Source organism: Cyclobacterium sp. 1_MG-2023 (assembly GCF_030546805.1).
Taxonomy (GTDB): domain Bacteria; phylum Bacteroidota; class Bacteroidia; order Cytophagales; family Cyclobacteriaceae; genus Cyclobacterium.
On the sequence record NZ_JAUOPC010000008.1, the window covers coordinates 140,707 to 162,871 of the forward strand.

At 39.2% G+C, this 22,165-nt stretch carries 25 protein-coding genes; 18 read left to right on the forward strand and 7 right to left on the reverse strand.

All coding sequences use genetic code 11. The features are described from left to right. Positions 1-25 precede the first annotated feature (25 nt). From Q4534_RS14135 to Q4534_RS24125, 4 genes are all read right to left on the reverse strand, one after another. Positions 26-1,369 carry a Gfo/Idh/MocA family protein gene (locus tag Q4534_RS14135; RefSeq protein WP_303613800.1) on the reverse strand — a complete coding sequence of 448 codons (1,344 nt, stop codon included), beginning with the start codon at positions 1,367-1,369 and terminating at the stop codon, positions 26-28. A gap of 39 nt (positions 1,370-1,408) precedes the next feature. Then, on the reverse strand, positions 1,409-3,481 hold the full coding sequence (locus Q4534_RS14140; protein WP_303613801.1) for a S9 family peptidase: 2,073 nt from the start codon (positions 3,479-3,481) through the stop codon (positions 1,409-1,411). Between the two features lie 31 nt (positions 3,482-3,512). After that, positions 3,513-4,943 (reverse strand): Gfo/Idh/MocA family protein, encoded by a 1,431-nt coding sequence (locus tag Q4534_RS14145; RefSeq protein WP_303613802.1) that lies wholly within the window; start codon positions 4,941-4,943, stop codon positions 3,513-3,515. Between the two features lie 92 nt (positions 4,944-5,035). Next, positions 5,036-5,122 carry a RagB/SusD family nutrient uptake outer membrane protein gene (locus Q4534_RS24125; protein ID WP_368509158.1) on the reverse strand — a complete coding sequence of 29 codons (87 nt, stop codon included), beginning with the start codon at positions 5,120-5,122 and terminating at the stop codon, positions 5,036-5,038. Between the two features lie 450 nt (positions 5,123-5,572). Between Q4534_RS24125 and Q4534_RS14150 the strand changes: the two genes are divergently transcribed. After that, on the forward strand, positions 5,573-7,291 hold the full coding sequence (locus tag Q4534_RS14150; RefSeq protein ID WP_303613803.1) for an AIPR family protein: 1,719 nt from the start codon (positions 5,573-5,575) through the stop codon (positions 7,289-7,291). Positions 7,292-7,431: 140 nt separating this feature from the next. Here the strand turns inward: Q4534_RS14150 and Q4534_RS14155 are convergent, their stop codons facing one another. After that, positions 7,432-7,677 (reverse strand): hypothetical protein, encoded by a 246-nt coding sequence (locus tag Q4534_RS14155; RefSeq protein WP_303613804.1) that lies wholly within the window; start codon positions 7,675-7,677, stop codon positions 7,432-7,434. A 182-nt stretch (positions 7,678-7,859) separates the two neighbouring features. On the opposite strand from Q4534_RS14155, the gene Q4534_RS14160 reads away from it, so the two are divergent. Together Q4534_RS14160 and Q4534_RS14165 are read left to right on the forward strand one after the other, a co-directional pair. Continuing rightward, positions 7,860-8,087 carry a hypothetical protein gene (locus Q4534_RS14160; RefSeq protein WP_303613805.1) on the forward strand — a complete coding sequence of 76 codons (228 nt, stop codon included), beginning with the start codon at positions 7,860-7,862 and terminating at the stop codon, positions 8,085-8,087. After that, entirely contained in the window at positions 8,077-8,370 is a 294-nt protein-coding gene (locus Q4534_RS14165) for a type II toxin-antitoxin system RelE/ParE family toxin (protein WP_303613806.1), read from the forward strand. The genes Q4534_RS14160 and Q4534_RS14165 overlap by 11 nt, the downstream gene beginning before the upstream one ends. 56 nt (positions 8,371-8,426) lie before the next feature. Here Q4534_RS14165 and Q4534_RS14170 read toward each other — a convergent pair whose 3' ends face one another. Next, complete coding sequence (locus Q4534_RS14170) at positions 8,427-8,546, reverse strand: group II intron maturase-specific domain-containing protein (RefSeq protein ID WP_303613807.1); 120 nt, start codon at positions 8,544-8,546, stop codon at positions 8,427-8,429. 175 nt (positions 8,547-8,721) lie between these two features. On the opposite strand from Q4534_RS14170, the gene Q4534_RS14175 reads away from it, so the two are divergent. Next, positions 8,722-9,528 (forward strand): hypothetical protein, encoded by an 807-nt coding sequence (locus tag Q4534_RS14175; RefSeq protein WP_303613808.1) that lies wholly within the window; start codon positions 8,722-8,724, stop codon positions 9,526-9,528. Positions 9,529-9,592: 64 nt separating this feature from the next. Beyond that, positions 9,593-10,483, forward strand: a complete 891-nt coding sequence (locus tag Q4534_RS14180; RefSeq protein ID WP_303613809.1) for a hypothetical protein — start codon at positions 9,593-9,595, stop codon at positions 10,481-10,483. Positions 10,484-11,523: 1,040 nt separating this feature from the next. On the opposite strand, the gene Q4534_RS14185 is transcribed toward Q4534_RS14180, so the two are convergent. After that, entirely contained in the window at positions 11,524-11,904 is a 381-nt protein-coding gene (locus Q4534_RS14185; protein WP_303613810.1) for a hypothetical protein, read from the reverse strand. A gap of 339 nt (positions 11,905-12,243) precedes the next feature. Here Q4534_RS14185 and Q4534_RS14190 point away from each other — a divergent pair, with 339 nt between their 5' ends. The 13 genes from Q4534_RS14190 (at position 12,244) to Q4534_RS14250 (ending at position 22,156) form a co-directional block, all read left to right on the forward strand. Continuing rightward, complete coding sequence (locus Q4534_RS14190) at positions 12,244-13,080, forward strand: sterol desaturase family protein (protein WP_303613811.1); 837 nt, start codon at positions 12,244-12,246, stop codon at positions 13,078-13,080. A gap of 67 nt (positions 13,081-13,147) precedes the next feature. Continuing rightward, the gene (locus Q4534_RS14195) at positions 13,148-13,732 is read left to right on the forward strand and encodes a Crp/Fnr family transcriptional regulator (protein ID WP_303613812.1); all 585 of its coding nucleotides are present in this window, start codon (positions 13,148-13,150) and stop codon (positions 13,730-13,732) included. A 61-nt stretch (positions 13,733-13,793) separates the two neighbouring features. After that, positions 13,794-14,771, forward strand: a complete 978-nt coding sequence (locus tag Q4534_RS14200) for a cyclase family protein (RefSeq protein WP_303613813.1) — start codon at positions 13,794-13,796, stop codon at positions 14,769-14,771. 7 nt (positions 14,772-14,778) lie between these two features. After that, positions 14,779-15,240, forward strand: a complete 462-nt coding sequence (locus Q4534_RS14205; protein WP_303613814.1) for a DMT family transporter — start codon at positions 14,779-14,781, stop codon at positions 15,238-15,240. After that, positions 15,227-15,955, forward strand: coding sequence for a GNAT family N-acetyltransferase (locus Q4534_RS14210; RefSeq protein WP_303613815.1), 729 nt, complete (start codon positions 15,227-15,229; stop codon positions 15,953-15,955). The genes Q4534_RS14205 and Q4534_RS14210 overlap by 14 nt, the downstream gene beginning before the upstream one ends. Continuing rightward, complete coding sequence (locus tag Q4534_RS14215) at positions 15,952-16,584, forward strand: NAD(P)H-dependent oxidoreductase (protein WP_303613816.1); 633 nt, start codon at positions 15,952-15,954, stop codon at positions 16,582-16,584. Before Q4534_RS14210 ends, Q4534_RS14215 begins: the two co-directional genes overlap by 4 nt. An 11-nt stretch (positions 16,585-16,595) precedes the next feature. Beyond that, a complete protein-coding gene (locus tag Q4534_RS14220) occupies positions 16,596-17,303 on the forward strand; it encodes a DUF4386 domain-containing protein (RefSeq protein WP_303613817.1) in 708 nt (235 codons plus the stop codon). A 260-nt stretch (positions 17,304-17,563) separates the two neighbouring features. Further along, positions 17,564-18,460, forward strand: a complete 897-nt coding sequence (locus tag Q4534_RS14225) for a helix-turn-helix transcriptional regulator (RefSeq protein WP_303613818.1) — start codon at positions 17,564-17,566, stop codon at positions 18,458-18,460. A 92-nt stretch (positions 18,461-18,552) separates the two neighbouring features. After that, positions 18,553-19,428, forward strand: coding sequence for a hypothetical protein (locus Q4534_RS14230; protein WP_303613819.1), 876 nt, complete (start codon positions 18,553-18,555; stop codon positions 19,426-19,428). Between the two features lie 204 nt (positions 19,429-19,632). Next, positions 19,633-20,085 carry a MoaF-related domain-containing protein gene (locus Q4534_RS14235; RefSeq protein WP_303613820.1) on the forward strand — a complete coding sequence of 151 codons (453 nt, stop codon included), beginning with the start codon at positions 19,633-19,635 and terminating at the stop codon, positions 20,083-20,085. Further along, entirely contained in the window at positions 20,078-20,266 is a 189-nt protein-coding gene (locus Q4534_RS14240; RefSeq protein ID WP_303613821.1) for a hypothetical protein, read from the forward strand. The genes Q4534_RS14235 and Q4534_RS14240 overlap by 8 nt, the downstream gene beginning before the upstream one ends. A gap of 321 nt (positions 20,267-20,587) precedes the next feature. Continuing rightward, positions 20,588-21,160, forward strand: coding sequence for a Crp/Fnr family transcriptional regulator (locus Q4534_RS14245; protein ID WP_303613822.1), 573 nt, complete (start codon positions 20,588-20,590; stop codon positions 21,158-21,160). Positions 21,161-21,295: 135 nt separating this feature from the next. Continuing rightward, a complete protein-coding gene (locus Q4534_RS14250) occupies positions 21,296-22,156 on the forward strand; it encodes an SDR family oxidoreductase (protein ID WP_303613823.1) in 861 nt (286 codons plus the stop codon). The last annotated feature ends 9 nt before the right edge of the window (positions 22,157-22,165 follow it).

Sequence of the window (22,165 nt, forward strand, 5' to 3'; positions counted from 1 at the left end):
CTAAGGAATTTCCATAGGGACTCTTTTATGATTTCTTTGCTACCGGAACCAAAGAAGTAAGGTCTTCAATCCGCACAATTTTTCCGGTTTCAATGCTATTCCTCGCTGCGATACCAATCAATGCAGACATGGCACCATCTCTGGAACCGGCAGATTGCTTGTAAAGATCCGGCGCATCAGGATACCTGAATATCTTATCCTTTAACCTAGGATCTGAGCCCCCATGACCACCAGACTCCGGCATCACCTTGATATTTTTTACATTCCCGAAAAGATTTCTAATCGTAATTTCTTGGTAAGGTGGCACCCCGGTCGGCATAGAAGATTTTATCCAGGCATCCAATCTGCCCTTTGTCCCATTAACGGCAAGTCTATAGCCCTCATAAGGAGAACAGGCAGTCAGCGAATAATTTACTTTTACACCATTGGCATATTTGTATTGAACAGCCATGGTATCATAGATATCAATTTCTTTCCTATAGATACATCCATCCCGGAGATAGCCATCATGTTTCTCATTGGCCACGTATAAATCCATTGAACTTTGGCTCTCGGTAATGTCCCAATAAAAGTTGCACTTGGATTTATGAGGACAGGGCCTACAGTTGGTACTATTGAACTTGCTGTTTTTCTGCCCGTAATAATCCAATGAACCGTAAGCAAAAACTTCCTCAGGTTCTGAATCCATCCAATAATTCAACACATCATAATGATGGGTTGCTTTATGTACAAGTAAAGTCCCTCCATGCTCCTTCTCCCCATGCCAACGCCTGAAATAACTTGCTCCATGACTGGTATCCAAATACCAGTTGAGGTCTACGGATTTAATGTCTCCCACTTCGCCATTCCTAAGCAGCTCCCAGATTTGTTGCACATAAGAGGAATACCGCATATTAAAAGTAACGATCACCTTATTGCCTGTTCTTTTTTCAGCATCAAAAATCTCTTGACATTTGAACTCATCGGTAGTCATTGGCTTTTCTGAAATCACCCTCAAGCCTGCTTCCAACCCTTTGACGATGTATTCATGATGTGTGGCATCCGTTGTGGTTACAATCAAGGTATCGGGTTTGGTCTCTTTCATCATCTTGTCAAAATCCGTATAAACAGGACAATCGACTTTCATTTTCTTTTTTGCATAAGCTACTCTTCCCGGATTGATATCACAAAGGCCGACAAACTCAAGTATATCATTGTATTCTTCTTGTACAGGCGCTCCCCACATTCCTATTCCTCTACCACCTGTTCCTACCAGCACTACGCGGCTTTTTTGTTTTTTATGCCCATAACCAAATGAAGGAGCCAACAAGCCCGAGGCAGTAAGCAAACCTGTATTTTGGATGAATTTCCTTCTGTTTATTGTTTTCATAATCTATTGGTTTTATGCTTCTATATTTATTGGTGGGTATTAAAATTCGAATTTTACGCTTCCATTTGTTTTCAATAAGCTTCTTGCGGCCGCAAACTCAGTTTGCCATTCTTTCTCCTTATTGGACAAAATGGACTCCCCGGACATGCTCACTGGCTGGGCAAAAGTAATGGGTAATTCTGTCAAGCCGGCAGCTAAGGAAACATCTCCCCATTGGAGGAATTTTGGTACGTGTATGGCCAAGGAAAAATAATCAACACCTTCACGATTATCGAAAAGATAACTTATTGGGGCACTTCTTAAAGTAAGAGAGTCGTAAACATCTTCCTCTAGTGCGGCGAAAAACAGGCCGGCTAAACCGGCTTCTTTTTCCCCATCGAAGATCAAATTCTCCGCAGCATATTCTGCTTTTATAAATTCGGAAACCATAGCCAATTCACCTACCCATTGGCCAATCATGGTTTCTCCGAGCCAAAGTCTTGCCCTAGCCAAGGTATGGAAAGGAGTTAAATAATTTACCTTTTGATCCTCAGCTGAGGCCGCTTCACCTGTACCGCTCAATTCGGCAATGACTATTCCGTATCCTTTTTGTGCCCAGACATCTACTCGTGCTTGGGGTATTTGTTGTTTGCCGGCGGCTGTTGCTAGTAAAACATAGCCAAGTCCTGAATGGCTGGGCTTCTTGATCAATAATGGAGTCAATAAATTTTCAGAACTTTCCAAAGCTAGTCTTTGCCAAGTCCCATCAGGCGAAAATCGATGAACATTTTTAACCAATGGAGAAGCTTGTATTTTCAAGAGGCTTGCTAAATCTTCAACCACTTGTTCCTTATCCAAGGAGGTTTTTTCTAAGTAATTTTTTCTCAATTGTTGGCCTTTTTCCCTGGCATATTCCGCCACCCCTACTACCTTGGGGTCTCGCTGCCCTTTAGGGAAAACCATTAATTCTTCAAAAGGAAGCACTTTAAAAGGGATTTCTTCTCGGGCACTTCCATCCCCTATTCCCTTGAGGTGTAAGTCAAACCAACCCAACATGGCCTCTCTGTCTTCAGGCCAATAGCCATGTTCTAAATCAAACAATTCATAGGCGATCTTCTCTTCAACCTCATACTGCTCAAAAATCGGTTTGGCATTGTGATAGCTACGAAGCATTTCTGAGGGATAAAAAGTAACATTGCTGTCTTTATTGTGGTTGCACATTTTCAAAGCCCTAGGTGCATAAAGTGCCAATACCCCTGAAGTCTCGGTAAAAGATAGCCCACCGGGAAGCAGTTCACATACGCAGTTGGATCCCATTACTGCAGATTCAAAGGTGCCGACGCTCACCACGGGCATTGCTGCTTTAACCCTTTCATCCATGGCCGCAAACCACATGGTCTGATTACCTCCCCCGCTCGCTCCTGTGGCACCAATATTCTCTGCATCCACATAAGGCAATGAACTTAAAAGGTCCACCGCTCGCATATTGTCTATAACCTGGACCCCAAGAAGCGTTTCTCCTATGTTCATCAGGGAGGCGCCCAAATTGGATCCATGGTATTCAAAATCCATATGCGTTGTACCCCTTTCTCCCGCTCCAAAGGCATCCATACTCAAACATACATATCCATTTTTTGCCAGACTATGGGCTACTGATTGGATGTTCTCCGCACCTTTTGCTTCCTTCCAATGGCCATGCATATTGACCACAGCAGGAAAAGGCCCTTCTCCATCAGGAATAAAAAGATTGGCTGTGGCATAAACACCGGGCTGGGTTTGAAAATAAATATTTTTGATCGCATAGCCATCCATTTGAATGGTAGCAGTTTCTTTCATGTCCAAATCCAGCTCATGATCCACTTTCAATCCACTATTGGCTAAAATCTCCTCTCTTATTTCTTCTTTCCTCTTTTCCCAATCTGGCAGGCTCTCCGGCAACAAATGGCCTGCAAATTTTATTTGGGCTTTTTGCTTCATTGTGCTATTTAGGATATCGGCACTGTGGGGAGCCAAGACTTGGGGCAAACTATCCGGCGGAACAATGGAAAAACCCATTTCATGCTTTAGCTCTGCAGAACTGGCAAGAAATGACCGGGCAATCACAAACAGACTTAAGAGAAGGATCTTTTTCATAAATGGAAAGTATTAAATGTGATTAGCCGGATTAAAGTTTGATACCGGTGTTGCCACCATGGGTTAAATTAATGTCTACAGGTGCATTGTTTTGCCAGGAACCACCGGTGAAATCAGGTACATCTATGGCGGAAGATCGGTTGGCTACAGACCACTCACTTAATGGGAAAATCGAACTCCATAGCGCTGCGTCATAAACATCCTGTTCTAGTGGTAAACCATTTCTTAAGCAGTCAATTAGTCGCCAGTCCATCAAAAAGTCCATTCCCCCATGGCCTCCAACCTCCTTGGCCATTTCACCAATTCTTTTGACAATTTCAGGTTGGTATTTTTCTTCAAGCACTTTCATTTCTTCTTCCGAAAGCCATCCCTCATGGCTGGTGGCTATTCTTCCCGGCAAGGGGTACTTCATGGCCACTCCCTTGGTGCCACTTACCAAGTGAATCCTGGAATATACCCTAGGTGAAGAAACATCGTGCTGAAGCATTATGGTACTTCCATTTTTTGTTTTTATGGTGGTCACATTCATGTTTCCTCGGAAAGGCTTCCCTACAAACTCCTTGTAGGTATCGTCTTCTTCTGCCAATTTTGCGGTCATTTCGCCCAAGACAAAATCTTTGCTGGATACAGAAACCAAATAATCAAGCCTATCTCCTCTATTGACATTCATGGCTTGGCATATGGGGCCTAGCCCATGGGTGGGGTAAAGATTCCCATTTCTACTGGCATTATGCCTGTAACGCCACATATTCCATTTTTTCTTGCTGAATATACTGGGGATAAAATCATGTATATAGGCCCCTTCTGCATGCACAATGTCTCCAAAAAACCCTTGGCGGACCATATTTAGGGTCATTAATTCGAAGAAATCATAACAGGTATTTTCTAGCATCATGCAGTGCTTTCTTGTTCGCTCAGAAGTTTCCACCAAGGCCCAACACTCCTCCATGGTGATTGCTGCCGGAACTTCCACTGCCGCATGTTTGTCGGTTTCCATGGCATAAAGTGCTATGGGGGTATGCAATTCCCAGGGGGTGGTAATATAAATCAAGTCCAGATCTTTTCGCTCGACTAATTTTTGCCATATTTCTGCATCTCCGGAATACAATTCCGGATTGTGGGAGGTTTCAGAAAGCTTTTCCTTGGCCTGCTCCGCTTGCTTAGGCCTTAGGTCACACAAGGCCTTGATGTCCACACCATCAATTTTGCTCAATCTCCTAACAGCTGCAGATCCCCTGCTTCCCAATCCAATTACACCTATCCTTACGGTTTCAATTTTTGGAGCGGCATAACCGGACATATTGAAAACTTGTTTGTGCTTTTTATGCGCCAGTTTTTTAATTTGTTCGTAGCCTTTGCTTTCATCGGCGCCAAAGCTTGATCCCGGAAATAAGGCCGAGCCCGCCACACCAAGACCCGAAATACCGGATAATTTTAGAAAATCTCTTCGCTTATTTTTCATAGAACAAAATATTTAACACTCAATATATAAAAAAATGATGTACGTACCCTAAAATAAAATACATACATCACTTTTTTCATCGAAAAAGCAATTTAAGGGGCCACATTATACCCAGGATTCTGCTCCAACAGGCCATTTTTATTTATTTCGGACTGAGGAATAGGGAGTAAATTAGGTATTTACTTAATATGATCCCCTTGAACCGAAGCCTATTATAGGGCAATTCTTAAGTTAAATTTACCCCATTAACCTTTTAAATTAATTAAAACAGTAAAATTTAATCGCGATAACGTTATCGAAAAACCAAATGATCATTGCATCAAAAAATAACCCCATCTTATAAACTAATAAAAAAATGCCTACAATAATTTAGATGGGAATCGTTTGAAAAACAGGGCATTGAGGGTTATTTGAATTCGCTATCCTTTTTATTACACGTTTATAATTATTTACAAACGGTTAGCGTAACAATTCTTTCAGTTGACCTTATAGCCAAACCCTGGTATTTTATACGGCCTAAGCGCATCTATGCACTTCTAAATATAAATTCTTAGTTAGAAAAGTTATCTTTGGAAGGTGGATAAAGTGCATAGTGCACTTTATTCGGATGTTAGTTACAATAACCTGAAATGAGTAGGATACACGTAAATCATATCAAAACAAAGTTGACTGAGGTCTTTGAAGGAATCATTGACCTTTCTGATGCTCCTAGTTCGGGGGATCAAAGAGATAATTTCTTTCTAACACGTGCACAATGTGCTTATGCAATTATGCATCACTCCAATGCTTCCGCTCCTCAAGCTGCACAATCAATTGTTGATGGCGGAGATGATAATGGCGTTGATGGTATTTTTTATGATCCAAATAGTAAAACTCTTTATATAGCCCAATCAAAATGGATCCACAATGGGACAGGAGAACCGAGTAATGGAGATGTGAAGAAATTTATTGCTGGAATAAAGGATCTGTTTGATTTCAAATTTGAACGATTCAACAGAAAAATAAGAACCAAACAACAAATTATTGAAGCTGCAATCTGTGATCACAAAACGAGATATCAGATTATTTTAACTTATACTGGAATTAATGATTTGGCCGAGCCATCGAAAAGAGATTTCGAAGATTTACTAGGTGAATTTAATGATGCATCTGAAATTGTCTATTTATCAGTTTTTAACCAAGCTAGAATTCACTCATCGATAGTTTCTTCCAGTGCTGAAAACGAACCGATTGATTTAACCGTTCAACTAAATTCCTTTGGAAAAATACAGGACCCGGTGAACGCGTTCTATGGCCAGGTCAATGGCGTAGAAATTTATGGTTGGTGGGACACTTACCGAGACAGACTATTCGCAAAAAACATTAGAGGGGTCTTAGGCGATTCCAATGTAAACCTTGAAATCGCAGAAACTCTCAAAGAGAACCCAAGTGAGTTTTGGTTCTTAAATAATGGTATTACAATGATTTGTGACACTGTTGAGAAAAACATGGTTGGAGGCGCTACAACAGAGGTTGGTCAATTCGCATGTACAAATTTAAGTGTAGTCAATGGTGCGCAAACTGTAAGTACAATAGGTAGATTTGGCGAACAAGATCCATCGGCTTTAGCCAGTGTTTTTGTTCCAGTGAGAATCATATCGCTGTCTGAAACTGTTGAAGGATTTGGGCAAAAGATAACAAAGGCGAACAATACCCAAAATAAAGTTGAAGCTCGTGATTTTGTAACATTCGATCCTGAACAGACCAGATTACGAGATGAATTACTTATGGACGATGTAGATTATCATTTCAGTCGAGGACAGTACACTAATGATGACAAAGAGTCATTCGGCCTAATCCAAGCAACTACTTCACTCGCTTGTGCCTCTAATAATACTGCCATAGTCGTTCAACTCAAACGTGAAATTGGAAAGCTTTGGGACGACCTTGAAAAGGCTCCATACAAAAGTTTATTTAACCCTACAATTACCGGTCGTTTTGTTAGAAATTGTGTAAAAACACAAGAAATTATTGATGCTTCCATAAAAGATAAAATAGATTCCATGGATAAAGGAAGAGATCAAAGCATTGTTATTCACGGTAATCGAATTATAGCACAACTAATTTTCAAGGATTTAAATAAAAGCAAGTATGGTAATTCCATATTTAACTTTGATAGTCCTGAGCTGAAAACTAAGATGGATGGTTTTGTTGATTCATATTTCGATAAGATTAAAACCATTATCGATCGAGACTATGATAACGCAATGATTCCAACCTTGTTTAAAAATTTAAGTAAGTGTGAGGGTATTGTTGAAGAAATAGTAACTAATCGAGTAGCCCGACCTGAGCCAAATAGCTCAGGTTGAGTCTCTCACACCATCCCGGTCGACGGGAGTCTCGTATACGGCGGTTCATCAAGCATAGGACAATCGCTCTTTTCACCGGCTACCCCTTTCCGCTACTTTTAAGATAAGGTTACACGATCGCTCCTTATCGAATTTTCACTTCACCTGATGTTCAATCCTTCACTACCTTGTAAGGCTTCTCTGTATTTCAGAGCTTGTTTCCAGTAGCTTCTATGACCTACCGTTTGGACGGCACAGGTCGGCTGAATTTTTCGCACATAGAAACCGAATCTATTCCAAGACCACCCCTGTAAAAAAACAGGGCAGGCATTGCCACTTGCTTGGCTTCGGGTAACGACTCCCGCGCTTAAGGGATACCGAAGAGATACGGCACAGGCTACTGACATGCTTCAGCACAGGTTTTCACCCGTTGGAACGGTCAACTTTTTGACCTATATTCACCATTCAAGGTACACACAAAACCTATACGCAATACCCTTGGGGATACTGCGCATAGCCAGACCGTTGTGCTGCATGCTAGAAGACCGACAATATTGATAATTTTTGTAACTTTGATAAAAAATAAATCATGGGACACGAAGCGATTAAATTAGAACTTATAGAATGGCTTACAAAGCTGGATGACAATGAGACAATTGAATATTTAAAAATTGTGAAAGACTCCAAATCTAATGAAAATGACTGGTGGGATGATTTATCTGACATACAAAAACAGGGGATTGAGAGAGGACTAAATGATATTAAAAATGGTCGGACGATGTCTCACGATGAAGTAAAAAGTAAATATGGACTATAAGTTACGATGGTCAGATGAATCTGTTAAAAATCTTGAGGATATTCTTGATGATATCAAAGTTAAATGGACTGATAAAGAAGTCGATAATTTTAAAAGTAAATTGAGCCATCAACTAGATTTAATAGTCCAAAATCCGCTCATGTTTCCTGCCTCGACAATTAAAAATGGATTGAGAAAAGCTGTATTGAGTAAACAAACGACTATTTTTTATCAGGTTATTGACGATATAGTTTATTTGACTTTTATCCATATCAACAAAAAGGATATCAATAATATTATATAAAGCACGCCAGCACAGTCGAGTAGACGGCCGTGAGCCAAAAGCTCATGATGCACCTCTCACACCATCCCGGTCGACCGGGACCAAATACAGTATCTCAGACGATTCCTCAACCACTTATCAAGCTTAATAAGTTTGGATTTTATATTGGCCAAACGATAATTGTTTATCCAGCCCATCCATACTTTAGCCCGACAATTCTTTCAGTAGACCTTATAGCCAAACCCTGGTATTTTATACGGCCTAAACGCATATATGCACTTCTAAATATAAATTCTTAGTTAGAAAAAGTTATCTTTGGAAGGCGGACAAAGTGCACAGTGCACTTTATTCGGATGTTATCACCAATATGAAATGAACGAATTGGAAGGAAAAATTGATTGGATGTTGTTTGAAATCCACAAAAAAGGATGGCTATCCCTTTCAAAAGATGATTCAGAAATTACATTTAATGCAAAGACTGAATTAGCTGCTTATGGCCTTATAGAACGACAATCACAGCATTCATGGAAATTAACGCGTGAAGGATTTGAAGCTGTTAAACTTGGAGGATACGCTCAATGGAGAGAATCTCAGAAAAAAGTAACTACAGACAATGCAAGTATTAGGGTAAATGCTGAAAATGTTTCTATTGTCAACGGAGATAAAAATTCTGTTAAACAATCAAACAAAAGCTTGAAAAAGACCAAAGAAGACTCTACTCTTAAAAAAATAGTAATTGGAGTAGTCATCTCTTTAATATCAGCCGCAATTATTTATTTTTTGGCTAATTATAGTTCTTCTAAGACGGAATTACAAAACACAAAACAGTCGTCTAAGATTGAAAGTGGTAATTCAGATAGCCCCCCAGTTGTTGATTTTGTTAACGGAGAAAAGGGCACTATCTATTACTCGATTCAAATTGAACTAATTGACACATTAATAATCCAAACTGCTGAAAAATTTGGAGATCAAGCAAAGGCTGTAAGTTATCTAAAAGAACGAGCTCGGAATGAACTTATAAGTTCATTAGAAAAAACAAAATTGTCATTTGCAAGAAAGAACAGAGATAGTTTATCTAAAGAGATTGTAGCCAAAACGTTAAATGACCAATTCTATAGTGGACATAAAATCATTTCTTTAAATATTAATGAAATTAAAACTGGTGCTAACACTAAATAAACCCAAGCTATCACCAGTGTTTATTTTAACCGTTTTGTGTAATGCTGAAAAACCTTGTGCTTAAATGAAAAACACAGATAAAATTGTATGCCTAAATTCAAAACTAAGTGAATTATCAAAATTGGCTGACAGAATGAATTATATCTCAGACAGCGTACTTTCTATGATTGAGAGTCATAAGCGGATTATATCAAGTATTCCGACAATTGAAATACCAAAACTTGATATTCCGAATATGGAAATATTTAAGTTAAATATCCCTGAGTTTAATTTGCCTAAACTGGATTTTATAAATTCAGAATTACTTGAAACACTTAAATGGATCTCGGAAACTGGAGAAAAAGCTGAAAATAGTCCGGAATTACAATTTGCATATATAAGCGACCTCGAAATTTTAAATTTAAAATCTGCAGAAGAATTCAAAGCCTCTTTAACTTCCGATTTGGCGGATGAAGATATTAAAGAAAAAGAGGAATTGTTAAATAAAAACCTTCTTCCATATTTAGAAGAATTGGGAATTGACAACTTATGGATAGGTGCAAATAAAGTCTTGGAATCCAAGTCAAACCCTGATAAATTAAGGCACTGTTTAATATCACTTCGAACTATATTAGAGTATTTAATTGATGAAAAACTTGCTCCAATTGAAAAGTTAAAGGATGCCAAAATGTTTGAAAATGAATTCAAAAAATATAATTTGGGAAGGAAGAAACTCGAATTTGTTAAAATAAAAAGAGAACAAAAAATTGAGTATTTTACGTCAAAGGTTGACTTTGGGATTTTAGAAAATTTCACAAAAAATGAAATTCAATATGTTTGTGATTGCTATTCCGTACTCTGTAATATTCATCAACCAGATATTGGAATTACAGAAAATCAAGTGAGAAGTTTTAAAGTAAAGACAGGAATAACTATTTGGTTGTTGGCATATCTTTACAAAATTATTAAAGAATAAAGCACAACACACAGTCGAGTAGGTAAAGGGGAATCCCACCCCTAAACCTCTCATCCCGGTCGACAGGGATACGTGAACCTCTCAATTCATACGGCTCTTATTATGCAGTCGGTGATTGGTCCATTAAGTTAGACTAATTTGTATCCCAGTCCCCAATGATAGAAAAGGTTTGGATATGAATTCGTAACTCGTCTAAGCCATTTTACCGCTTTGACCTTGCTTCCTTTGAAGCTTTTGTACTTGTTCAGAATCCACCTGATCATACGGTTGTGCAGGTAGTAAAACACAGGTTTTAGACTTCTTCGGCTTATCTTTTGGATATAACGGTTTGACTAATGCCACCCATTTCGGTTTAAACTGTGCCAGGTATTCCGGGCTATCCCTTCTCCCCTTTGAATTGAGACCTTTTTATTATTGAAGTCAAATTCTTTCCAGGCCTTCCGCTCTTTTAATTTTGGCTAAAGCCGGGATATACCGCACTTTCTTTGAAAATGGGCTGAAGCCCATTCCTATTGATTTGTTTTCTTTTATCAGACCCACCTTTTTTTAGTAACCAAGAAGATTTTGATTATGAGGCACCGGTGGCTGAGCCTGTCGAAGTCGTAGGTGCCAATGTCATCTGCGGAGTTTTGGCTGTTCTTGCTCTTGATTATATCAGCATCTCTTCTATGAAAGTTGAAAACTTTCGGCATTTTAGGTCTAAGTTGCGCTTCGCTAAACTTAGACCAGTCTGGGAAAAAAGCAATTTAAGGGGCCACATTATACCACGGATGCTGTTCCAACAGGCCATTTTTATTTATTTCGAATTGTGTTATGGAGAGAAAAGTAAGTATTTACTTTTCACAGCCTCATAAATCAAGCCTTATTATGGTAATTCAATTTACCCCATAAAGCATATAAATTAATTAAAAACATAAAATTTATTAGCGATATCGTTATCGAAATACGAAAGGAAAAGTCCTGTAAAAACACACTATACAACGTTATTTGCAAAGCATAATTATTCCAAAAACTTAAAAAATAATCTGACCAACACACTTTTACTTGAAGGGGTAGTTATGTACCAAACAGGAAATATTTGGGTCATAAGTGCTTGAACAAACCTTTGACCCACCCACACCAATTCTCAGCCAAAAATAATCCGGAAAAATCCTATTGAAAGCTGAAGGAGAAGAGATGTAATGCAAATAAATGCAATTGTAAGCCGTAGGAATCCTAATGTGGGCTGTAGGAATGCAATTGTCGATGGTAGGAACTGAAATGTAAGCAGTAGGAATCCTAATGTAGGTTGAAGGAGTGCAATTGTAAGCAGTAGGAACAGAGATGTAAGTTGAAGGAATGCAATTGTAAGGGGTAGGAAAAGAAATGTAGGTCGTAGGGAGAGGAATGTAAGCATCAATATTTCGTAACGACCTGCCCATTTAACTGGAGCAAGAAAGGGAATTGTTGGCACAATGTTTTATTGGTCATTTTCCTGAGCAAATTCAATCCTTGGTTTGGGGCCTGCTTTTTTGTAAATAAAACAAATTATTAAGACAGATCCTCGCCGCTATCTCGTCGCTCACCGGCTTAAAGGCGACACATGAAAATTGGCACAGTGTTTTACCCTTTGGAATAATTTGGTATCTTCGGTATCAAAGGCCACGGCTAATTAGCTTCTTTATGTATTTGCCAAAGCCCGAGTGACAAAACAGATACACAGCCTCTTAGCTACAAGAAAAAAAAAAACTTGTAAGGCCATTCTCAGAATATTATAGCCCATGGATTTACTCAACCAATTATTGGGAATCGATCCCAATTATATAGTGATTGGATTAATTGCCCTTTTCTTTTCCTTGGAGCAAATTATGCTTACCCCTTTTACTTTCAATAAAAGGGTTTATCATCTATTTCAGAATGTACTGTTCCAAATAATTCTTGTGATTTTGAATATCTTTTTTGTCACATTTCAAGTTTTTTCCATTGATTGGTTAAATGAAAACAATATTGGTCTTTTATACCTGATAACATTACCTGTTTGGGTTAAGCTCTGTATTTCGGTGGCCCTATATGACCTCACTGCCTATTGGATCCATAGAGGAACGCATAAAATCCCTCTTCTCTGGAGATTTCATAGGGTTCATCATAGCGATACTACAATGGATGCTTCAACGGTTTTTCGCTTTCACCCAATAGAGCTGATTCTAGTATTTGGAACGGGAAATATAATCACAGCTGCTCTTTTTGGAACAGATGTCTTTTCTATGGCTTTGTATTATTTCCTCCTTTACTTATTCTTCTTTTTTGAACATGCCAATCTAAATTATCCGAAATGGCTGAATTCGACTTTAGGCTTATTATTTGTAATGCCGGACCATCACCGAGTGCATCATCAACAAGAGCAGTTCTATACGGATTCAAACTATGCGGACATATTGATTATTTGGGACCGCTTATTTGGCACTTTCAAAATGATGCCTTTAGAAAAAATGAAATACGGATTGCTAGAATTTGATACCGAAGAAAAACAGTCCTTTCTTTACCTAATTAAAAGCCCCTTTATTCAAATAAAAAGAAACAAATCTACCGATAAAGGAAAAAGGAATAATCAAAGCTAATCTCGCTAAAAACAGCTTGTGGAGCTACTGTATTGTTCACAAATAGTGAGGATTAACCGAAGTTAAAATGCATACCACTTTAATTCATAATATTGAAGAAATTGTCCCTCTTAAGGAAGAGGAAATTTTGCTTATCAATGATGCATTCAAACCCATCCACCTAAAGAAAAAACAGTTTTTACTCCAAAAAGGGCAATCGTCTCATCATATGCGATTTGTAGCCGAAGGTTGCCTGAAGCTATACCGTATTGATGATACCGGCAAGGAGCATATTCTTCAATTCGGGATTAAAGGATGGTGGGTAAATGACCTATATGCCTTTCTCACTCAAAAACCGGCCACATTTTTTATTCAAGCCATTACCGATTGCACGGTTTTGCAGGTTCACAGAGACCAACTCAATAAACTTTATGACCGGATCCATATGATGGATCGGTTTTTCAGAATTAAAACGCAAAATGGATATGTAGCTCTTCAAGAACGAACCATTAACTCCATGAGCCAAACTGCTGATGAACGTTATATTGACTTTATAAGTAGGTATAGGGATATGGAGCAGCAAATTCCTCAATATATGATTGCCTCCTTTTTGGGGATAACCCCGGAACACCTCAGTGCCCTTCGGAAAAACTTCACCAAAAGGCTTTCTTAAGATACCTTAATTAATTTGGACTGCATGGTTTAGAAATTTGCTCAAACAAATTATTCAAATCATGAAAAGGACAAATTTAATAGTAGCCATGCTGCTGGCAGGCCCCTTAAGCGTACCGGGCCAACAAAATGAAACCGTGGGCAAAAGCCCCTGGGGACCCGATGACGAAATAGGTTCACTGAACCTTATGTCAAATTCCTCACGTCTTGAGGTATTGTCTCAGATCAATTCCGGTAAGACCTATGATTTAAGCGTTGAGTATTTCGTGGGCATGCCAAGTTTCCATGCACTGGGAGATCCCCCTTATCAATACTGGCTGACCCATACCCCACAAGGCACTATGGTAGACAATCCCAATGGATTGGGCGAATCGATGAACCACAAGGTGAGCTATACCGGAGATGCCATATCTATGTATACCCATATGGGGACACACATCGATGCGCTCAACCATTTTGGTCTGAATGGGAAGATATGGAATGGTTTTACCCCTGAAGAGCACTTGGGAGACAAAGGCTGGAAAAAGACCGGAGCCGAAACCATCCCTCCTATTATTGCCCGTGGGGTATTGATAGATGTTAAATTATCAAAAGGAACACTTCCAAAAAACTATAGGATTACCGCCAATGATCTTCAAGATGCACTAGATAAGCAAGACCTAAGTCTAGCGCCTGGGGATGTTGTCCTTATTCGAACAGGTCAGGCTGAATTCTATCAGGATGCCGATTACTACCTCGACAACTATCCGGGAATTAGCCTAGAGGCAGTTAAATGGCTTATCGAAGACCAAGACATTATGCTGCTTGGTGCAGACAATCTCAGCTTTGAAGCCTTTCCTCCAGAGAGAGAAGACAATTGGGTGCCGGTACACACCTACTTATTGGCAGAAAAAGGGGTGATGTTTATCGAGCAAATGTTTCTGGAAGAGCTGGCCAGGGATAAAGTGTACCAATTTGCCTTTATCGCAGCCTCCCTAAAGCTGAAGGGTGCAAGTGCTTCACCAATGCGACCTATGGCTATTCCTTTCCACTCCAAATAAGCCGAAGATGAATAACCTAACATTGTTTCTGCTTTCCTTTCTGGTTGGAATTATGGTGGTGATCCAAGGTGGGATCAATGCCCGCCTAGGCATTCTGCTAAACAATTCATTGCTGGCCACCTCCACAGCATTGACCATGGGTGCAAGCCTTACCCTTATCACCGTGTTAATCTCTGTTCGACAGTTTCCAAGCATGCATCAGGTCAGGGAGATTCCCTTGTATATGTGGGTCACCGGAGGGGTATTGAGCTTTTTTGCTGTTACGCTTTTCTACTATATCATTCCAAAAATAGGTATCTCCACAGCCGTGACCTTTGGCCTGGCCGGACAGCTTATTTTCGCAGCCATTGCCGGACATTTTGGCTGGTTTAATATGCCTCTGGAACCGATTACAATAAAGAAAATCGCCGGTCTTATAGTGATGATTACTGGTGTCATTCTAATCAAATCCCAAAATGAACTTAATTAAGGCAAATACAGACAACCTGACCACCCTCTGGAAGATAGGAGGTCAGCTAACGGGACTATACATTGAAGAACCCGGTTACGGCATGAGCATTTCAGGAAATGGTGAATGGCCAAACAAACTTTGGTTTACCCATCCAATGGAAAGGCAGTCAATTCTGGATATACAGCTCAAATGGAAGCTGGACAAACTATCTCTTCCTGTTTGGGGTGATGCGCTTCATAGGCAAGAGTTGATCCTTAAATCTTGTGGATTTGAGGAAAAACACAAACAAATAGCCATGTCTATGGATTTGAGCCATGCGCCAGCCCCTAAAGAGCGAGTCCTTATTCAGAAAGTAAGCAATAAACCCTTGGCTGAAATTTGGTCGCAACTATTTGAGCAAGCCTTTGGGTATAAGATAAGTGCCGTAACAGTGAGCCAAACCATGGGATCTATTGGGTACTACATTGGCAAAAATAACGGAAATCCGGTAGGTACTGCAGTACTCTTTATTGATCAGCAAGGGATCGCTGGTATACACTCAATGGGCATCATTCCTTCACAACGAAGAAAAGGTTTTGCGGAAGAATTACTTATCCAAATAATGAAAATAGCCAAAAAGAAAGGAGCCACATATGCCACTCTTCAGGCTTCTGATATGGGAAAAGGGCTCTATCTCAAAACCGACTTTCGACAAGACTTTGTCATCAAAACATTTATAAAAAAGAAAAAATGAATTTACTAGATAAACTCAATTGGCGATACGCCACCAAAGTATTTGATTCTTCCTTGAAGGTGTCAACTGAAGATTTAAACTTCCTGAAAGAAGCGATCAGGCTTTCGGTCTCTTCCTATGGCTTGCAAATGTATAAAGTATTGATTGTGGAAAATCAGGAAATCCGAAAGGAACTGCGTAAAGCCTCATGGAATCAAGCTCAAATCGCGGACTCGTCTCATCTCTTTGTTTTCTGCAACTACACTGAAAACCACGACCAACAGGTGGACAAATACATTCAACAGGTCATTGATATTCAGAAGACCGGAGATATTCAAGGGCTGAAAAAATATGGCCAATCCATTAAATCAAGCCTTGCGCAGATGTCCGCCGGAGATCGAAAAAGCTGGGCAGAAAAACAAACTTATCTGGCGCTAAACAACCTGATAATAGCATGTGCTGACCGGCTGATACATGCCTGCCCAATGGAGGGGTTTGATAAACAAGCCTATAACCGACTCCTCGGCCTCGGCGAAATGGGGCTCAATACTTCGGTGATCGCACCGGTGGGGTATAGATCAAGTAGAGACGAGACACAAAGAAGAAAAAAGGTGCGCAAACCAATAGATGAATTATTTCTATCCACATAAATAAGAAAAAAATGAACTACAACTTAAACAGAAAAGCAAGGCTAACCGGTATATTCTATTTGCTGGTGATCATTTTGGCAGGATTTAGCCAAGGTTATGTTCGTGGAATGATTTTTATTCCGGATGACCCTCTGGCAACCTTGACGAATATAAATTCAACTGAAGGGCTTTTCCGCCTTGGCTTGGTAAGCGATTTATTGGCTTTTATGATAGATGCTGTTATTTCGATATTACTGTATCAGTTATTGAAGCCGGTCAATCCTACCTTGGCTGCTATTGCTTCAGTTTTCCGTCTTTTAGCACATCCGGCCATAGCAAGCTTAAATCTCTTGAACCATTATATGGCCTTATATGCTGCCGATGCGAGTGGTCCCATGTCCGCATTGGGCACAGAACAACAAGAGGTATGGGCAATGTTATTTATGAATGCACACAATGCGGGATATCTATTGGCAGGAGCTTTCTTTGGTATTCATTGTTTGTTGCTGGGAATATTGCTCTATCGTTCTCCATTGTTCCCGAAAGTGTTTGGCATTTTAATGGTTATAGCAGCCGGAGGCTATTTGATAGAAACCTTTGGAAATTTTATATTTCCTGGCAACCAACTTGTCTTGGCCACCATTGTTGGCTTTTCTGCAGCAATTGGGGAAGTATCTTTTACTTTATACTTGTTGTTCAAAGGCAGTAGAAAAACCAATGAGCAAATAAGAGAACAGTAAAAACCAACACCCATGAAGTTGCCCAACCTAAACCAAAGAACTTAGGTTGGGTTACTATCGGTTTACCCTTTTCCAAGAAGTCTAGCGGATTAGAACTCCAATTTACGACGGTTCCCAAAGTGTAAAAATGGTACAGCTTTCAACACTTTCGACTTCCCTTTAAACCCAAAAGGTACCCGTAGAAATCGACCTAGGGTTTTCACCCGTTGGAATAATTTGGTATCTTCGGTACCAATTACCTCGGCTGTATACCTATACTGATGGTTGTAGAAAAGATGAAAAAAGACATTCCTCATATAACTTTTAATCCCGTATCTACTGACAGCTATGGTTTTGAAATTGTTTCCATTGAACATATCGCTAATAATAAGAATAGACATACACACGATCCTGAATTACCCCATCAGCTAAAATTCTATAATCTAATTTTTTTCACCCAAGGTTCAGGGAGACATTTTATCGATTTTAAATGGTTTCCCGTGCAAGAAAACAGTTTGGTCTACCTGACAAAAGACCAAATCAGTGCTTTTGAGTTTTCGGAAAAATTAAAAGGATATTGCATAATATTCACAGAAGAGTATTTCGTAAATAGCTTCTCTAATTTGACAAATGACTTTGTATTTAGACTTTTTAACCCGGAATTGTTTTCGCCTATTCTTCAAATTGCTAAAAACTCTGATTTTTTGACCTATTTTAATTTACTGCTTAAAGAATATGGAAACCCTCATTCATTTAATCACAAAACCATTATCAATTCACTTTTAACAATCTTAATTTCAAAAGCAGAATACTTAAAACAAAATTTAACTTTCCACATTTCTGATTCCGCCAAACTTGTTCTATACCAGAATTTTGTTTCCCTTCTAGAGAAAAACCTAACCCAAAGTAGAAGTGCCAATTTTTACGCTAAAGAATTGGCAGTAAGCTACAAACACCTCAACACCGTTTGCAAGGAATTGATAAACAAGACCGCCAAAAACGTAATTGACGACTTTATCATATTACAAGCAAAACGAAACCTAATCAATTCAACAACAAACAGTTCTGAACTGGCTTACAAATTGGGTTTTGAAGACCCTACCAACTTTACTAAGTACTTCAAGAAGAATACAGGATTAACCCCAAAATCATTTATTCAATCTCTACAAAAGGACTAATGGTTCAACTTTAACCATTTCAACATCCGTTTTCATCTTTTCTACCTGCTGTAGTTGCTTCATCTTTGTATCCTCATTAAACAACAAAGAAAATGAAACATATTATAGCAACCGTTGCAATCGCTCTTATAATGATCGTTTGCTATGCGCAAAACAAAGAGAACAATTCTAAAAATGTAGAGAAAATGGAAAGCAAAATAGAATTGACAAACAAAGAAAAAGCTGCTGCTTTAATTACAAGCTTAGAGACCGGCGATCAGTCGACCATTGCTTATATTAATCCAACCAATTACAAACAACACAACCTTTCGGTAGCAGATGGGCTGGAAGGCTTTGGAGCGGTATTGCAACATGCACCGCAAGGAGGGTTTAAGGCAAATGTGGTACGAACTTTTCAAGATGGCGATTATGCCATTACCCATACTGAATATGATTTTTTCGGCCCAAAAATAGGCTTTGACATCTTTAAGTTTGAAAATGGACAGATTATAGAACATTGGGATAATTTTTCAGACCTGGCTCCTAATAACCCAAGTAATCATTCACAAACAGATGGAGCCACAAAAATTACAGATTTAGACAAAACTGAAGAAAACAAAGCCTTGATTAAGGATTTTGTGAATACGGTTTTAATCGGAGGTGCGTATGACAAATTGCCCAATTATTTTGATGGAGACAATTACATCCAACACAATTCCATGATTGGAGATGGTCTATCAGGCTTTGGTAAAGCAATTGAAGAGATGGCAAAACAAGGCATTACAATGGTTTTTGACAAGAGCCATGTCCTTTTAGGAGAAGGGAACTTTGTGCTTTCTGTTACCGAAGGAACCTTTGCCGGAAAACCAACATCATTCTATGATTTGTTTAGAATAGAAAAGGGGAAAATCGCCGAACACTGGGACACCATTGAAACCATTTTACCCGAATCTGAAAGAAAAAACAGTAACGGAAAATTTAACTTTTAACCCGAATAGGTAATAGACAATCTATTGGGTGCCGAACTCACTTCAAAATCAGCCATTTCGTTGCAGTTTTAAATTTCACCATAGCAATGCTATGATAGAATCCGCAAACAGACTGATTTTCTTGTGATTACAGCACTCCATGAGAAAATTCAGAAAATGCTATTACATCATTCGGATTTAATCAACACTTTAAATTCAATCAAAATGAAAACTAAACTATTCACATTTATCTATTTGGCAGTATTCGGTCTAGGACTAAGTTGCGCCCAAGGACAAACAGAAAACCATAAATTCCATTTTGGAGAAGCAGAACACTTTTTAGACGGGTATTCTCTCAATTACCAGTACCAAGATGGAAAAGCAATTCATATGGAGTTTGATAAGGGTAAAGCTAAATACGAATGGATTGTGGGGCCGGGAAAAGGAAGAGGAAATGCAGACATACCTTATCGTTCGCGTAAAATTGGTGATAATTTATACTTGGTAAACTGGCATGAAACAGGCAAAAAAGACTATTTAACCATAGTTTTTGATTTTGACAAAATGATTGTACACAGCTCCATCATCGTTGGTTACGAAAACAAACCTGAAAGAGCTTTAAAAACTGTATTTCAATCAGGAGTTATTGACCACCTAAATAAAAAATATAATGAGTAAAGTAGCCATATGTCCCACTTGCGGCAGTAAAGCCAAAATAAAGGAAACAGGTGAATCCGTCATCTATGAAACCTTACAAGATGATCTATTGATAAAAAAAGTAGAACAGTTGAAAAAAGCTATGCATAAATACAAAGAGAAAACAGAGCAATTAGAGAAACAACTGAATGAGAAAGGCTAAAAAACCACATAGTATGCCGAGCTGATCCGGATGGTTCAGCTCAGGTACATACCATTTTTTAGAGAATCGGGAGAAATCAGAGGAAGGGTATACTTTACCCGATTTGGTGCCACATAAAATCCCCGCTCAATATGCCAAACTCCCTTTGGACTCCTTTAGAGGTACGGCTACTTAATAGCTTCCTCAACTTACCTTAAAGAGACTTTCACCCTTAGTAATATTTTGGTAACTTCGATTCCAAATCCACATGGCAAGTGCAAACCTCTTGTACAAGCAATAGCCTACCAAGCACTCGGGGAAATATAAAACCAATCCAATGCAATGACATTAGCCGAATTTTTAAATCAATACAAGCCACTATCCCCAGCCGAAAAAGCACTATTGGAGGCCAACACAAAACAAGTCAGCTATAAAGCCAAATCATATTTTGTGCAGAGTGGAAAAAGGAGCAATGAAGTTGGTTTCATTAGCACAGGTATTTTTCGCTACTTTTTTTACGATGCTGAAGGGCAGGAAATTACTGCCCATTTTATGGCTGAAAATGAATTTGTGGGAAACATCACCAGTTTTTTTGAATTTTCACCAAGTGCCGGCAGCATACAGGCTGAAACTGATTGTGAGGTAATCATCATTAACCGGGAGGCTTGGAGCCTTTTTTGCAAAGAGATAGACAATTGGGAGGTTACTGTGCAAAAAATCATAAATGAAGTGCTGCTCCGGAAAACTAATTTTCAGCGAAGCCTCATCAACATTGATGCACAAAGCGCTTATTTAAATTTCTTAAACTCCTATCCCAAGATTGCTCAAAGAGCTGCCTTAAACCACATTGCTTCCTATTTGGGAATTACACCCTTTTCTTTAAGTAGGATAAGAAAAGCCATCACTTCTCATTAACATTTTTCTTACCCCGGTTTTTCTTGCCAAATGGCAAGTATTTCTTTTTACCGCCTTTTGATATTTGTACCATCAAAATCTAAACAAGCTTCTGCCTTCGCGGAAATCGAATGAAGCTTATAAAAAATAATCGAAATGAAGAGAAACGTAATTATAACAGGAACTTCCACAGGAGTGGGATTTGAGAGTGCTATCCTTTTTGCTAAGCAAAATTTCAAAGTGTATGCCACCATGCGCAACCTTAGTAAAGCGGATGCACTCCAGGAGAGAATTACCGCTGAAAATCTGGATATCGAAATTTTGGAATTGGACGTTACTGATACCCGGTCTATAAAAAAAGCCGTAGAAACTGTTGTGGCCAAGGATGGCCAAATTGATCTGCTGATCAATAATACCGGGGCAGGTTTTGCCAAAACTACCGAGCAGGCTACTGAAGAAGAAATCCGTTGGGTAACGGATGTAAACTATCTGGGGACTGTTTTTTGCACGCAGGCTGTATTGCCTTATATGCGCCAACAGAAATCCGGACAAATCATCAACATTACTTCTGTAGGAGGACTCGTAGGACAGCCATTTAACGAGTTGTATTGCGCAGCAAAGTTCGCCATTGAAGGTTTTGCAGAAGGCTTGGCAACTTATGTCTCTCCTGCTTTCAACATAAAAATTTCGAACGTAGAGCCGGGAGGAATTTCTACTGAGTTTATGACCTCAGCCATTGGTAAAACTGCTGTAGATGGGCAGTTCGCCACTGGCGAATACCTTCCCATTTTTGAAAAATACATGGCCGGCAATCAGCAACGTGCAAAGGAAGGTGCTGAGCAAGTTTATCAAACAGGCCCTGAGGTAGCACAGGTAGTTTTGAATGTCGCACAAAATGAAAATCCTCCACTTCGTGTGCGGACTTCACAATGGGCAGAAGATTTTTGCCAATTGAAAACAGAGGCTGATCCTGATGGAACCAAGCTGGTAGAAAAAATTACAGCCTCCTTCCTCTAATACAAACAA